10 protein-coding genes and 1 tRNA gene are annotated in these 14960 nt (G+C 72.6%); 9 read left to right on the top strand and 2 right to left on the bottom strand.

The annotated features are described in order from the left end of the window. Nucleotides 1-110: 110 nt before the first annotated feature. Entirely contained in the window at nt 111-1361 is a 1251-nt protein-coding gene (locus tag R2B67_RS09880) for a hypothetical protein (protein ID WP_109979571.1), read from the top strand. Between the two features lie 445 nt (nt 1362-1806). Here R2B67_RS09880 and R2B67_RS09875 read toward each other — a convergent pair whose 3' ends face one another. Next, nucleotides 1807-4017 carry an ATP-binding protein gene (locus R2B67_RS09875; protein ID WP_317817347.1) on the bottom strand — a complete coding sequence of 737 codons (2211 nt, stop codon included), beginning with the start codon at nt 4015-4017 and terminating at the stop codon, nt 1807-1809. A gap of 216 nt (nt 4018-4233) precedes the next feature. Between R2B67_RS09875 and R2B67_RS09870 the strand changes: the two genes are divergently transcribed. Beyond that, nucleotides 4234-5127, top strand: coding sequence for a phosphorothioated DNA-binding restriction endonuclease family protein (locus R2B67_RS09870; RefSeq protein ID WP_317817346.1), 894 nt, complete (start codon nt 4234-4236; stop codon nt 5125-5127). 85 nt (nt 5128-5212) lie between these two features. Here R2B67_RS09870 and R2B67_RS09865 read toward each other — a convergent pair. Further along, a tRNA-Arg gene (locus R2B67_RS09865) sits at nt 5213-5284 on the bottom strand. Between the two features lie 152 nt (nt 5285-5436). On the opposite strand from R2B67_RS09865, the gene R2B67_RS09860 reads away from it, so the two are divergent. The 7 genes from R2B67_RS09860 (at nt 5437) to rho (ending at nt 14669) form a co-directional block, all read left to right on the top strand. Beyond that, nucleotides 5437-5871, top strand: coding sequence for a response regulator (locus R2B67_RS09860; RefSeq protein ID WP_317817345.1), 435 nt, complete (start codon nt 5437-5439; stop codon nt 5869-5871). Between the two features lie 113 nt (nt 5872-5984). Then, nucleotides 5985-7097: an ArgS-related anticodon-binding protein NrtL gene (gene nrtL, locus R2B67_RS09855; protein ID WP_317817344.1), complete on the top strand. Its 1113-nt coding sequence runs from the start codon at nt 5985-5987 to the stop codon at nt 7095-7097. Between the two features lie 29 nt (nt 7098-7126). Continuing rightward, nucleotides 7127-8518, top strand: a complete 1392-nt coding sequence (lysA, locus tag R2B67_RS09850; RefSeq protein ID WP_317817343.1) for a diaminopimelate decarboxylase — start codon at nt 7127-7129, stop codon at nt 8516-8518. A 98-nt stretch (nt 8519-8616) separates the two neighbouring features. Next, complete coding sequence (locus R2B67_RS09845; RefSeq protein WP_317824814.1) at nt 8617-9906, top strand: homoserine dehydrogenase; 1290 nt, start codon at nt 8617-8619, stop codon at nt 9904-9906. A gap of 7 nt (nt 9907-9913) precedes the next feature. Then, nucleotides 9914-10984, top strand: a complete 1071-nt coding sequence (thrC, locus tag R2B67_RS09840) for a threonine synthase (protein WP_018509922.1) — start codon at nt 9914-9916, stop codon at nt 10982-10984. A 325-nt stretch (nt 10985-11309) separates the two neighbouring features. Next, complete coding sequence (gene thrB / locus R2B67_RS09835; protein ID WP_317817342.1) at nt 11310-12227, top strand: homoserine kinase; 918 nt, start codon at nt 11310-11312, stop codon at nt 12225-12227. Between the two features lie 387 nt (nt 12228-12614). Continuing rightward, entirely contained in the window at nt 12615-14669 is a 2055-nt protein-coding gene (rho, locus tag R2B67_RS09830) for a transcription termination factor Rho (RefSeq protein ID WP_317817341.1), read from the top strand. Nucleotides 14670-14960: the final 291 nt, after the last annotated feature.

The raw sequence follows: 14960 nt of genomic DNA, 5'->3' as shown, positions 1-14960 counted from the left end.
TTCCTGCAAGCCGTCCGTCCACGTCGGTGGGCAGATGCGTCCCGGGCCGCGATTCGCCACGGCCCCCGCGGGCCTGCCGGTCCGCGGCGACGGAAACGGGGACTGATCAGATGAGCCTGACCATGCCGGACGCGCACCGGCCCCTTGTACCGGTGCGCCTGGACGTCGACCGCTGGGCCACCCGGCGGACCCGCAAGAAGGTCCTGGCCGTGGTGCACACCGTCACCGCGGGCCAGCGGCTGCTCGAAGCCGTACGGCTGCTGGAGGGCGACGCCCGGGTGCAGGTGTTCTTCACCCAGGCACCCGACGTGTTCAGCCACGGGGTCGCGGCCTTCCTGGAGCGGCTGGGCGGTCTCGTCCTGCCCTGGCACCAGGCGGTGCAGATGCCCTTCGACCTGGCGCTCGCGGCGGCCCACGGAGGACTGCAGGAGTTACACGCCCCGGTGATCGTGCTGCCGCACGGCGCCGGGCACAACAAGCTGGTCCCCGCCGGGCAGCGCGGCCGCCGCGTCGCCGGGCGCGCGGTCTACGGACTCAACCGGCAGTGGATCGTCCAGGACGGCCGGGTGGTGCCCGAATCGATCGTGCTCGCCCACCACGAGGAGCTGACCCGCCTGGGCCGCGAATGCCCCGAGGCGCTGCCCGCCGCCGAGGTGGTCGGCGACCCCTGCTTCGACCGGATCACCGCGAGCCTGCCCCAACGGGCGCTCTACCGCGACGCCCTGGGCGTCGGGGCCCGGCAGCAGCTGGTGCTGGGCTGCTCCACCTGGGGACCGGGCTCCCTCCTGGGCCGGCGGTGGGAGCTGCTGGAACGGCTGGTCGACGAGCTGCCCCGGGAGGACTTCCGGGTCGCGCTCCTGCTCCACCCGCACGTCTGGAACGCCCATGGCGAATGGCAGATCCGCAGCTGGCTCGCCGACCTCGGGCGCTCGGGACTCCTGGTGGTCAGCCAGTACGCCGACTGGGTCGGGGCGCTGGTCGCCGCCGACTACATCGTGGGGGACCACGGATCCGTCTCGCTCTACGGGGCGATGACCGGGGTCCCGGTCCTCATGGGCAACGTCCCGGAGGCCGACCTGGACCCCGGCTCGCCCGCGGCCGAACTGGCCTCCATCGCCCCCCGGCTGCACCCCGACCGCCCTCTGCACCGCCAGCTCGCCCGCGCCGCCACGGCCTACCGCACGGAGCGGTACGAGCAGGTGGCGGCCCGGATCACCTCGGAGCCGGGCAAGTTCGCCACCCGGATGCGCGCACTGATCTACCGCAAGCTCCGGCTGCGCGCCCCCGCCGTCCGGCCCCGGACGGACCACGCGGCGCTGCCGGTGACGGTACGCCACGACGAACGGGGGCCCGCCCGATGACCACACCGGCCGTACGCCTGACCGAGGCCGTCCCGCAACGGGGCGTCCGCCGCACCCTGGCCACCCTGCTCCACCCGGACCGCGCGGCGCGGATCACCGACGAGCACCTGCGCGTACGGCTCTCCGCGCCGCATCCGCTGCCGCTGCTGGCGGATGTGCTGGTGGCGGAGTTCCCGCCGGCGGGGCAACCGCCGCACGAGGACCCCGTCCGGTACGCGGCCGGACTCGCCGACTGCCATCCCGGTGCCCTGGTGGTGGCCGTGTACCGGGGCCCCCGCTGCTGGCTGCGGTTCGGCGGCCGGGCCAGGACGCTGGTCCGTGAGCCGCAGTGGCCGGCACACTCCTGGGCGGTCTGGGCCTCGGTCGCCCACGTCTGGCTGGTGGCCGGCCTGGACCCGGCCGCCTGGGACCCTGCCGCCGTACGCGTCGTCAGGACCGTACGAGGCTACTCACCGGCATCGCCCTGGGCTTCCCCCGATGGCCTCGGCTCCGGGGCTTCAGGGTCCGGCGGCGCCGGCGGTGCCGGCTCCAGGGCCGCGAGCCGGGCCCGCGCCTCCTCCGCGTCGGCCGACCCCGACCGGCCGACGGAGGAGTACAGGGACAGCGCCTCCCGGTAGAACTGCCGGGCCTGATGGGGCTGCCCGCGTCGCTCGGAGAGCTGCGCCAGGCCTCCGAGGACGCGGGCCGCCTCGAACTCGGCGGCCTGCGCCCGTAACGCGGACAGCGCCGCCGACAGCTCGGCCTCCGCGTGACCGAGCCGGCCGAGCCCCACACAGGCCCGCCCGGTCAGGCCGGCGGCCCGTGCCGCGTTGTACGGGTCGCCGGCTGCCTCCAGGGTGAGGCGGGCGGCTTCGGCGTCGACGACGGCCTCCTCGTACCGCCCCTGGGAGAAGGCGACATCGGCCAGATTGAGCCGGGCGAGCGCACCGGCCCGGAGATCGCCGCAGGCGGGCAGGGTGCTGGCCGCGCGGGCGAACAGCTCGGCCGCACGGTCGGGCCGGCCGAGCCGCTGATGGGCCAGCCCCCGGTAGTTCAGCGTCCGGGCATGCCCGAGGGTGTCCCCGCGCTCCCGGAAGGAGGCCGCGGCCCGCTCGAACATCTCCAGCCCCTCCGCAGGGGCGCCGGACGCGAGCTTCCCGAGCGCCCCGGAGGTCAGCATCCGGCAGACGGCCTCCTCGTTCCCCGCCTCCTCGGCGGCCAGCAGCCCCTCCTGGTGCGCCTCGTGCCACTCCCGGTACCGCTTGCGGCGCGGGAACAGGGGCCACAGCGCGTCGGTGAGCTGCCAGGCGAGCTCCGGGGCGCCCACCGGACGGGCGATGCGGACCACCGCCATCAGATTGGGCAGCTCCCCCTCCAGCCAGTCCAGCGCCGCCTCCGCCCCGCGCTGCCCGAAGTCCTCCTCCACGACACACTCCGGCTCGAAGTCCCGCTCCAGGGAAGCCCGTTCAGGCTCGACGATCTCCTCGGCGCGGCGGGCGTTGGCGAGATAGTGGTGGCCGATGCGCAGCAGTGCGGCGGTCCGCTCCTCACCGCTCTCGTCCTGCGCGGCCCGCGCGGCGGCGTGCAGCCGCACCAGATCGTGGAACCGGTAGCGCTCACCGCCCGAGGCCTCGGCGACATCGACGAGCAGATTCGCGTCGTACAGCGCGTCGAGTGCGTCGACGGCCTCCTCACCGAGGAGCGCCCGCGCCACCGGCCCGCCGAACTCCCGGCCCGGATGGAGCCCCAGCAGCCGGTAGAGCCGGGCGGCGGCGGGCGGCAGCCCTTGGTACGACAGGTCCAGCGCCGCCCGTACGTCATGGTCGCCCTCTATGGCCAGCGCCTCCAGCCGCTCGTGCTCCTCGGACAGGGCCCGCACCATCGCGGTGATCCCCTGCCGGGGGCGGGCCGCCAGCCGCGCCCCCGCGATCCGCACCGCGAGCGGCAGCCCCGCGCAGAGCAGCACCAGGGCCCGCGCCTCCTCGGGCTGGGCGGCGACCCGGCCGTCGGCGAGCGTCGAGTCGAGCAACTCCACCGCCGCCTCGGGGGAGAGGGGATCCAGATGGAGCACATGGCCCCCGTCGAGGCTCAGCCCCGGCATCCGCCGCCGGCTGGTCACCGCCGTCACACACCGCCCCGCCGGCAGCAGGGGCCGCACCTGGGCGGCGGTCGCCGCGTCGTCCAGCAGCACCACCAGCCGCCGGTCGGCCGTCAGGGACCGGTAGAGCGCGACCCGTTCACCCAGCGCCGGGGGCACCTGACCGGTCGGAACCCCGAGCGCCCGCAGGAACCGCCCCACCACCTCGCCGGGATCGGCGGGACCATCCGGCGCCTGGGCCCCCAGATCGGCGTACAGCTGACCACCGGGAAACTCCGGCCGCAACGTGTGCAGCCAGGCCAGCGCCACCGCGGTCTTCCCCACCCCACCGAGCCCGCTCACCGCCGCCAGCGTGGGATGCCCGTCCTCCGTGGCCCGGCACCGGTGCACTTCCAGGGCACGGAGCTCCTCGGTGCGGTCGGTGATCCGAACAGAGGGCGGTAACTGCCAGGGCGGCGGCACCTCCTCCCGCGCCGCGCCTCCCGACACATGAATGCCCCCCTGCACGCTCCCCGCCTGCACCACGAAGCCGTGCACCGTACCGCTCAGGTCGTTGTTGCTGTGCTCGTGCCCCCGCATGCGTCCCCCTCCGGACAGCCGAGTACCAGCTTCTGCAGACATCCTTTCCGTACAGGCGCTCGATCACCCGGGCCTGCGGGGGCCGACTGCGGCCGGTGGCCCGAATTCTGCCCCGGGGTCCTTGCCTATGGCATATGCGATTTGGGCATGCCACTCATTCGAGTGACGGACGAGGGCCTGCGCCGACTGCCAGTGCCGCTGGCTAGCCTGTTCGGCGTGACGACGAACAGTGGCGAAGCAGACGTGCTCGGTACGTTGAGGAATCTGAGGACCCACATCAAGGACCGGCGACCGTCACGCCACAAGCCCATCACCCTCCTCTGGGCCATCGGCCGCCTGGCCGCCGAGCAGGGACGGACGGGAGACCACCTGGTCGAGTGGCAGACGTTCCGCGAGGAGGTCGGGCCGCTGCTGCGGGACTTCGGGCTCCCGAACTCGCGGGTCACGCCGCAGTACCCCTTCTGGCACCTGCGCAGCAGCGGTCTCTGGGACGTGGAGGGAATCGGTACGCATGAGGGCACGCCGACCCCGTCCCAGCTGGCCGCCGCCGGTGCGAGGGCCGGCTTCGGCAAGGACGCGGCGAAGGTCCTCCGTCGCTCGTCGGCCCGCGCCGAGGCCATCGGCCTGATCTGTTCCCGGCACCTGCCCGACGTCGATCGGGCGGCCTTGCTGAAGCGCGTCGGCCTCGCGGGATACGCCAGCGCGAGCGGTGAGCTTCCCGACCGCGCAGGGAGCGTGCCGCGCCATAGGCACACCTCGTTCCGGCCCGACCGGGACACGCGGCTCGTCCGCCACATGAAGGAGATGTACGACGACGCGTGCCAGGTGTGCGGAGCCCGCGTCGAGACGGTGGACAGCCACTACAGCGAGGCGGCTCACATCCGCGGGCTCGGCGCGCCCCACCTCGGCCCCGACCAGCTGTCCAACCTGCTGTGCCTGTGCCCCAACCATCACATCGAGTTCGACAGGTTCGCCATCTACATCGAGGAGGACTGGACGGTGCGGAGGAATTCGACCGGGGCCGTGGAGTACGAGCTCAAGCTCCATGCCGACCACGTCATCGACCAGGACCACATCCGCTATCACCGGGCGTTGTGCGGGCACCGCTGACGGCCGTGGCCGCCTCCGGATACGCGAAGACCCCGCTTCCAACGTGAACGCTGGTGGCGGGGTCTTGTCGGCACTTCCTGAGAAGTGCCCCCGGCAGGATTCGAACCTGCGCACCCGGCTCCGGAGGCCGATGCTCTATCCCCTGAGCTACGGGGGCGTATCGCGGTGTTGCTCTGCGACGGGTGAAACACTACCAGCTCCCGACGGGTCTCCGTGAACAGGTATTCCGTCGCGTCAGCCCGTCCCCCGTCCGGGGCGGAAGTGGGCAAACGCCGGACGCGGTCACCGGGGCCGACCTACTCTCGAAGGGTGTCAGGGGCGTACGGCCGCGTGCTTGTTGTCGACGACAACAAGGTCATCCGGCAGCTGATCAGGGTCAATCTCGAGCTGGAGGGCTTCGAGGTCGTGACCGCGGCCGATGGTGCCGACTGCCTGGACCTGGTCCACCGGATCCGTCCCGATGTGATCACCCTCGATGTCGTGATGCCCCGGCTCGGCGGCCTGGAGACGGCGTCCGTGCTGCGCTCGGACCCCCGCACCCGCCATGTGCCCATCGCGGTCATCAGCGCCTGCACGCCCTACGAGGTGGACGCGGGCGTCTCCGCCGGGGTCGACGCGTTCCTGGCGAAGCCGTTCGAGCCGAGCGAGCTCGTGCGGATGGTGCACCGGCTGGCGACGGGGGAGGGCCGGCCGTCGGTCGACGGACGGAGCGGCGCCGGGCGGGCGGGCAGCACCACCGGCTGACCGGCCCCGGCTTCCGGAGGCAGGCACCGGCTGACCCACGGTGACCGGCACCACCTGACCGCATGGCGAAACCGGGTCGCGGGGTGCCCCTCCTCCTCCCATACGCTTGTCCCGTGACCCCCGCCGATCTCTCCCGGACCGTGCTGCACGCCGTGCACCGCGCGGTCGCCGAGAATGCGCTGCGCGCGCCCGTGCCCGCGCGCGTGCGGGTGGAGAGGACGCGGCCCGGGGGCAGCGGTGACTACGCCTGTGCGGTCGCGCTCCAGCTCGCCGGGGACGCCGGGCTGCCGGCCCTGGAGGTCGCGCGGATCCTGCGCGAGCGGGTCGCCGCCGAGCCCGGGATCGGGCGGGTCGAGATCACCGGGCCCGGGTTTCTGAGCTTCACCCTCGACGCCCCCGGCGACAGCGACCGGGCTGTGCTCGACGCCGTACGGGAGCAGGGGAGCGCGTACGGACACGGGGGCGCGCTCCGGGACGAGGTCCTCCAGTTCCACCACGCGCGCGAGGTGCGCGCCGCGGTCACCGCCGATGCGGTGCGCCGGCTCGTCGTCTCCCAGGGCGCCCGGGTCCGGATCAGCTGCGAAGAGGCGGGGGAGATGGGGGCGGCGGCGGGGGAGGCGGAATGGGTCCTGCTCGGCGTCACCGTCGACGCGTACGGCGCTCCGCCTGTCACCTCGCCTGCCGGCCCGTCCGCCCCGCTCGTCCCCGTACGCCCGGTGCCCGCCGGAGCCACCGCACGGGAGCTGCTGGAGCGGCTCGGCCCCGACGCCACGCGCTGGGGGCTGCTGCGGCCCGCCTCGCACGACCGCGCCCTGCTCGGCGACGAGCTGCTCGTCCAGGGGGAGGCCAACCCGCTCTTCCTGGTCCGGTACGCCTACGCCAGGACCCGCGCGCTCACCCGGGGCGCCGCCGCCCTCGGGTTCACGCCGGCGACTGATGCGGCTCCGTACGAAAGCCCCGCCCGCCCCCTCCTCGATCTCCTCGCCGACCACCCCCGCGTCCTCCTCACCGCAGCCCGTCACCGCGCGCCCGACCGGGTCGCCCGGCAGCTGGAAGCCGTCGCCCACGCGTTCTTCGACTTCCACGACAGTTGTCCGCCGCTGCCCTCGGGTGACGAGAAACCCTCGGCCGCCCACCGCTCCCGGCTGGCCCTCGCCGAAGCCGCCGGGACGGTGCTGGCAGGCGGCCTGTCCCTGCTCGGCATCAGCGCGCCCGCGCACCTCTGACGAATCCGAAGAATCCGAGAGACCTCACCATGAGCCGCTCCGCACACCCCGCCGGTCCCCGTCACGCCGACGTCCTCACCGAGGGGCACTACTCCGCTCCCGCCGCCGACCTCAACGTCCTGGACGAGAAGGTCTGGTCCCGTACCGTCACCCGCGACGCGGACGGCGCCCTCACCGTCGGCGGGATCGGGGTCGCCCGGCTCGCCGAGGAGTTCGGCACCCCCGCCTACTTCCTCGACGAGAGCGACTTCCGCGCCCGCTGCCGGGCCTGGTCGGAGGCCTTCGGGCCGGACGCCGACGTCTTCTACGCCGGGAAGGCCTTCCTCTCCCGCGCCGTCGTGCGCTGGCTCCGGGAGGAGGGGCTGCATCTCGACGTCTGCTCCGGGGGCGAGCTGACCACCGCGCTCGACGCCGGGATGCCCGCCGAGCGCATCGCCTTCCACGGCAACAACAAGACCGTCGCCGAGATCGAGCGGGCCGTCGAGGCCGGTGTCGGGCGGATCGTGCTCGACTCCTTCCAGGAGATCGTCCGCGTCGCCCACATCGCCCGGAGCCACGGCGTCCGCCAGCGCGTCCAGATCCGGGTCACCGTCGGCGTCGAGGCGCACACCCACGAGTTCATCGCCACCGCCCACGAGGACCAGAAGTTCGGCATCGCGCTCGCCGACGGGCAGGCCGCCGAAGCCGTCCGCCGGGCGCTCGCGCTGGACAGCCTCGAACTCATCGGCATCCACTCGCACATCGGCTCGCAGATCTTCGACATGGCCGGCTTCGAGGTCTCCGCCCGCCGCGTGGTGCAGCTGCTCGCCGAGGTCCGCGACGAGCACGGCGTCGAGCTGCCCGAGATCGACCTCGGCGGCGGCCTCGGCATCGCGTACACCTCGGACGACGACCCCCGCGAGCCGCACGAGATCGCCAAGGCGCTCAGCGACATCGTCACCCGCGAATGCGAGTCCGCGGGGCTGCGCACCCCCCGCATCTCCGTCGAGCCGGGGCGCGCCATCGTCGGCCCCACCGCGTTCACGCTGTACGAGGTCGGCACGATCAAGCCCCTCGAAGGGCTGCGGACGTATGTCAGCGTCGACGGCGGAATGTCGGACAATATTCGTACCGCGCTGTACGACGCCGAGTACAGCGTGGCGCTCGTCTCGCGCACCTCGGACGCCGAGCCGATGCTCGTCCGGGTCGTCGGCAAGCACTGCGAGAGCGGGGACATCGTGGTCAAGGACGCGTTCCTCCCCGCCGACCTGGCACCCGGGGACCTGATCGCCGTCCCCGCCACCGGCGCGTACTGCCGCTCGATGGCGAGCAACTACAACCACGCCCTGCGCCCCCCGGTCGTCGCCGTCCGGGACGGCGAGGCACGCGTCATCGTCCGGCGCGAGACGGAGGAAGATCTCCTGCGTCTCGATGTCGGCTGATGAAATAGTCATCTCAGGATCCGGACGGGGGTCAGAAACGCCCGTCCGGTGAGTGAGACTGGTCCACACATGAGTTTGATGAGAAACGAGGTCGGATGATGCGTACGCGTCCGCTGAAGGTGGCGCTGCTGGGCTGTGGAGTGGTCGGCTCAGAGGTGGCGCGCATCATGACGACGCACGCCGACGACCTCGCGGCGCGCATCGGCGCACCCGTGGAGCTCGTCGGCGTCGCCGTCCGCCGCCCCTCGAAGGTGCGTGAGGGCATCGACCCCGCACTGATCACCACCGACGCGACCGCGCTCGTGCAGCGCGGCGACATCGACGTCGTGATCGAGGTCATCGGGGGCATCGAGCCGGCCCGCACGCTCATCACCACCGCCTTCGAGAACGGCGCGAGCGTCGTCTCCGCCAACAAGGCGCTGCTCGCCGAGGACGGCGCGGCCCTGCACGCCGCAGCCGAGAAGTACGGCCGCGATCTCTATTACGAGGCCGCGGTCGCGGGTGCCATCCCGCTCGTACGGCCGCTGCGCGAGTCGCTCGCGGGCGACAAGGTCAACCGGGTGCTCGGCATCGTCAACGGCACGACCAACTTCATCCTCGACAAGATGGACACGAGCGGCGCCGGCTACTCCGAGGCGCTCGACGAGGCCACCGCCCTCGGATACGCCGAGGCCGACCCGACCGCCGACGTCGAGGGCTTCGACGCCGCCGCGAAGGCCGCGATCCTCGCCGGTATCGCCTTCCACACCCGGGTGAAGATCGGCGACGTCCACCGCGAGGGCATCACCGAGGTCACCGCCGCCGACATCGCCTCCGCCCGCCGCATGGGCTGCACGGTCAAGCTCCTCGCCATCTGCGAGCGCGCCGCCGACGGGGCCTCCGTGACCGCCCGCGTCCACCCCGCGATGATCCCGCTCAGCCACCCGCTGGCCTCGGTCCGCGAGGCGTACAACGCGGTGTTCGTGGAGGCCGAGGCCGCCGGGCAGCTCATGTTCTACGGGCCCGGCGCCGGCGGCTCCCCGACCGCCTCGGCCGTCCTCGGCGACCTCGTCGCGGTCTGCCGCAACAAACTGGGCGAGGCCACCGGACCCGGTGAGTCCGCCTACACGCGCCTGCCGGTCAGCCCCATGGGCGAGGTCGTCACGCGCTACCACATCAGCCTCGACGTGGCCGACAAGCCGGGCGTCCTCGCCCAGGTGGCAACGGTCTTCGCCGAGCAGGGCGTATCGATCGATACCGTCCGCCAGCAGGGAAAGGACGGCGAGGCATCCCTCGTCGTCGTCACCCACCGCGCGCCCGACGCCGCCCTCTCCGGGACCGTCGAAGCGCTGCGCAAGCTCGACACCGTGCGCGGTGTCGCCAGCATCATGCGTGTTGAAGGGGAGTAAAGGACCCATGACCAGCAAGGGCACCCATCAGTGGCGCGGCATCATCGAGGAGTACCGGGACCGGCTTCCGGTCACGGCCACGACGCCGGTCGTCACGCTTCGTGAGGGCGGTACGCCGCTCGTTCCGGCGCAGGTCCTCTCCGAGCGCACGGGCTGCGAGGTGCACCTCAAGGTCGAGGGCGCCAACCCCACCGGTTCGTTCAAGGACCGCGGCATGACCATGGCCATCACCCGGGCGAAGGAGGAGGGCGCGAAGGCCGTCATCTGCGCCTCCACCGGCAACACCTCGGCCTCCGCCGCCGCGTACGCGGTGCGCGCGGGCATGGTCTGCGCCGTCCTCGTACCGCAGGGCAAGATCGCGCTCGGCAAGATGGGCCAGGCGCTCGTGCACGGCGCCAAGATCCTCCAGGTCGACGGCAACTTCGACGACTGCCTCACCCTGGCCCGCTCGCTCTCGGACAACTACCCGGTGGCGCTGGTCAATTCGGTCAACCCGGTCCGTATCGAGGGCCAGAAGACCGCCGCGTTCGAGATCGTCGACGCGCTCGGCGACGCCCCCGACATCCACGTCCTGCCGGTCGGCAACGCGGGCAACATCACCGCGTACTGGAAGGGGTACGGCGAGTACGCCGGCGACGGCGTCTCCACCCACACGCCGCGCATGTGGGGCTTCCAGGCCTCCGGCTCCGCGCCGCTCGTGCGCGGCGAGGTCGTCAAGGACCCGTCCACCATCGCCACCGCGATCCGCATCGGCAACCCGGCCTCCTGGGACTTCGCCCTGGCCGCCCGGGACGAATCGGGCGGTTTCATCGACGAGGTGACGGACCGGCAGATCCTGTCCGCCTACCGGCTGTTGGCCTCCCAGGAGGGCGTCTTCGTGGAGCCCGCCTCGGCCGCGTCCGTCGCCGGTCTGCTCAAGGCCGCCGAGCAGGGCAAGGTCGACCCCGGCCAGCGCATCGTCTGCACGGTCACCGGCAACGGCCTCAAGGACCCCGACTGGGCCGTCGCGGGCGCCCCGCAGCCGGTCACCGTACCGGTCGACGCGGCCACCGCCGCACAGAAGCTCGGCCTCGTCTGACCTGACGCCCGAAAGTCGGGGTCAACACGAGACAAACCAGCTCAACCGCCCTCTTTTCGGGGCGGAGAGCGCATAGGAGGCGGGCGACACGCATCGTGCGCCTCCTGTGCGCCCTATGTCGCGAGGGAACCTTCCTTCGATAAGCTGTACTCCATCCGCCCGACATCCGCCCGACGGCTCTGTCGCGGCGCGATCGCCGTCATGACGGCGCGTACGGGCCGGGCCACCGGCCCCACCCCCGCAGCCCCACGCCGCAGACCCGTCCCCGCCGCCGCAGAGCCACCGCACCGCAATCCCCGCCGCCTTACAAGGAGTCATCCAGCCGATGGCCGGTCCCGCGTTCCGAGCCGCCGCCGTCAGGGTGCGCGTCCCCGCCACCAGTGCCAATCTGGGCCCGGGTTTCGACGCCCTCGGCCTCTCGCTGGGGCTGTACGACGACGTCGTCGTCCGGGTCGCCGATTCCGGGCTCCACATCGACATCGCGGGTGAGGGCGGCGAGACGCTGCCCCGCGACGAGAGCCACCTGCTCGTCCGCTCGATGCGCACCGCCTTCGACCTGCTCGGCGGCCAGCCCCGCGGCCTGGAGATCGTCTGCGCCAACCGCATCCCGCACGGCCGCGGCCTCGGCTCCTCCTCCGCCGCCATCTGCGCCGGAATCGTCGCCGCCCGAGCCGTGACGACCGGCGGCGACGCCCGTCTCGACGACGAGGCCCTGCTGGAGCTCGCCACCGAGATCGAGGGCCACCCCGACAACGTCGCGGCCTGTCTGCTCGGCGGGTTCACCCTCGCGTGGATGGACGGCGGAGCGGCCCGGGCGATCCGGATGGACCCCGCGGAGTCCGTCGTTCCGGTGGTCTTCGTGCCCGGCCGGCCCATGCTCACCGAGACGGCGCGCGGGCTGCTCCCGCGGACCGTCCCGCACGTCGACGCCGCCCTCAACGCCGGTCGCGCCGCCCTGCTCGTCGAGGCGCTGACCAGGCGCCCCGAGCTCCTGCTCGCCGCCACCGAGGACCGGATCCACCAGGAGTACCGGGGCCCCGCGATGCCCGAGAGCGTCGAGCTGGTGCACCGCCTGCGCGCCGACGGCGTGCCCGCGGTCATCTCCGGCGCGGGCCCCACGGTGCTCGCGCTGGCGGAGGAGGGGTCCGCCGACAAGGTCGCCCGGCTGGCCGGGGAGGGCTGGGCCGCGAACCGGCTGGCCCTCGACGCCGCGGGCGCCACCGTGCTGCCGCTGGCCGCGTAACCGCATGTGATTACCGGTGGCCGAGAGGGGGAATGTTTGTTGGAGCCGGTAGTGTTAATCTCAAGTCTGCAACCGACGTCTTCGAGGCGCGTTGCTTCGTGTCCCCCTCCGGGACCGCCATTCTTCCGGGAGCCTCCCCAACTGCCTGAGCAGCCTGCCTGAGCAGTTTCGAGCACGCTCCGGAACCGGCACGACACCCCTCGCTCGTCCAGGAGTGGGCCGAGCAGGGGGATCTCGCGCCGGACCCCGCACGTTCATCTCTCCGCCGTACCCGGCGGACCACCGCCCCGGCAAGGTCCGCGATCCAGCAAGATCAACAGACCAGCCGGACAGCACAACCGGTCGCCGAGCCAGAAGGCCGACGTCCGCTCCAGGGAAGGACCCTTCGTGAGCGACACCACCGATCTGATGGGCGTCACTGCCGACAAGAACGTCGACAGCGCCGCGCCCGCCGAAGGTGCTGCCACTGGCACCACCGCACGGCGCCGCCGCTCCGGCACCGGCCTCGAGGGCATGGTCCTGGCCGAGCTGCAGCAGGTCGCGTCCGGCCTCGGCATCAGGGGTACTGCGCGGATGCGCAAGAGCCAGCTGATCGAGGTCATCAAGGAGGCGCAGGCGGGCGGCGGATCCGCGGCCCCCAAGGCCTCCTCCAAGGCCGCCGAAGCCCCGGCCGCCGAGGCGGAGAGCAAGCCCAAGCGGCGTGCCACCTCCAAGGCGCGCACCGGGGACGAGGCCGCCGCCGAGAAGACCGCGGCCCAGCAGCAGATCGACATCCCGGGCCAGCCGGCCAGCGACGACCAGCCCACGGGCGAGCGCCGTCGCCGCCGTGCCACCGCGCAGGCGGGCAGCCCCGAGACCAAGACCGAGGCGAAGACCGAGGTCAAGGCGGAGCCCCAGGCCGAGCAGAAGACCGAGGACCGCGGCGAGCCCAAGGGCGACGCCAAGGCCGAGGCCGCCGCCGACACCGCCGAGGGCCGCCGTGGCGACCGCCAGGGCCGTGGTGACCGCGAGCGCGGTGACCGGGGCGAGCGCGGGGAGCGCCGTGAGGGCCGGCGCGACCGCCGGGGCAAGGGCGACGACCAGGGCCAGCAGGGCGGCGGCGGGCAGCGCCCGCAGCGCCAGGGCCAGGGTCAGAGCCAGGGCCAGGGCGGTCAGGGCCAGCAGAACCGTGACAACGGCCCGCAGGACGACTTCGACGACGAGGCGGGCGGCCGCCGCGGCCGTCGTGGCCGCTACCGCGACCGCCGTGGCCGCCGTGGCCGCGACGACTTCGCCAGCGATGTGCAGGTGGCCGACGACGACGTCCTGATCCCCGTCGCGGGCATCCTGGACATCCTCGACAACTACGCGTTCATCCGGACCTCCGGCTACCTGCCGGGCCCGAACGACGTGTACGTCTCGCTCGCCCAGGTCCGTAAGAACGGCCTGCGCAAGGGTGACCACGTCACCGGTGCGGTGCGCCAGCCCAAGGACGGCGAGCGGCGCGAGAAGTTCAACGCGCTGGTCCGCCTCGACTCGGTCAACGGCATGGCCCCCGAGTCCGGCCGGGGCCGCCCCGAGTTCCAGAAGCTCACCCCGCTGTACCCGCAGGACCGGCTCCGTCTGGAGACCGACTCCAACATCCTGACGACGCGGATCATCGACCTGGTGGCCCCGATCGGCAAGGGTCAGCGTGGCCTCATCGTGGCCCCGCCGAAGACCGGTAAGACCATGATCCTGCAGGCCATCGCCAACGCGATCACGGTCAACAGCCCCGAGTGCCACCTGATGGTCGTCCTGGTCGACGAGCGTCCGGAAGAGGTCACCGACATGCAGCGGTCGGTGAAGGGCGAGGTCATCTCCTCGACCTTCGACCGCCCCGCCGAGGACCACACCACCGTCGCCGAGCTGGCCATCGAGCGCGCCAAGCGTCTCGTGGAGCTGGGTCACGACGTGGTCGTCCTGCTCGACTCGATCACCCGTCTGGGCCGCGCGTACAACCTCGCGGCGCCCGCCTCCGGCCGCATCCTCTCCGGTGGTGTCGACTCGACCGCGCTGTACCCGCCGAAGCGCTTCTTCGGTGCCGCGCGCAACATCGAGGACGGCGGCTCGCTGACCATCCTGGCCACCGCGCTCGTCGAGACCGGCTCGCGCATGGACGAGGTGATCTTCGAGGAGTTCAAGGGCACCGGCAACATGGAGCTCAAGCTCGACCGGAAGCTCTCGGACAAGCGCATCTTCCCGGCGGTGGACGTCGACGCGTCCTCCACCCGTAAGGAAGAGATCCTGCTCGGCACCGACGAGCTGGCGGTCGTCTGGAAGCTGCGCCGGGTGCTGCACGCGCTCGACCAGCAGCAGGCGATCGAGCTCCTCCTGGACCGGATGAAGAAGACCCAGTCCAACGCGGAGTTCCTGCTCCAGATCCAGAAGACGACGCCGGGCAGCGGAAACGGCAACGACTGACGCAGCCACGGCAGTTGACGGCAAGGGCCCCCGGCACCACGGTGCCGGGGGCCCTTGCCGTTCCCGCCGCCCGCCCCGAGACCTTTGCCACACGCCGGCCCGCCGCACGGCACCTCCGGCGATATGTGTCAAGGGCACGAAACCGCAGGTGACAGCGGAATCGCGGCCCGCCCGCCGACCCGCTCTCGCCCGTCGCCGCTCACACGGGACACACAGTGCCCTGTGCAACCCTTCTTGCTGCTTCGCCGTCTGATCAAGAGATGACAAACCCTCCCGGAACCGTCACGCGGC

Origin of the sequence: Streptomyces cyaneofuscatus (assembly GCF_033109485.1) — a bacterium.
Taxonomy (GTDB): domain Bacteria; phylum Actinomycetota; class Actinomycetes; order Streptomycetales; family Streptomycetaceae; genus Streptomyces; species Streptomyces cyaneofuscatus.
The sequence above is the reverse complement of the archived record's forward strand: the minus strand, read 5'-3'. Positions and strand labels throughout refer to the sequence as shown.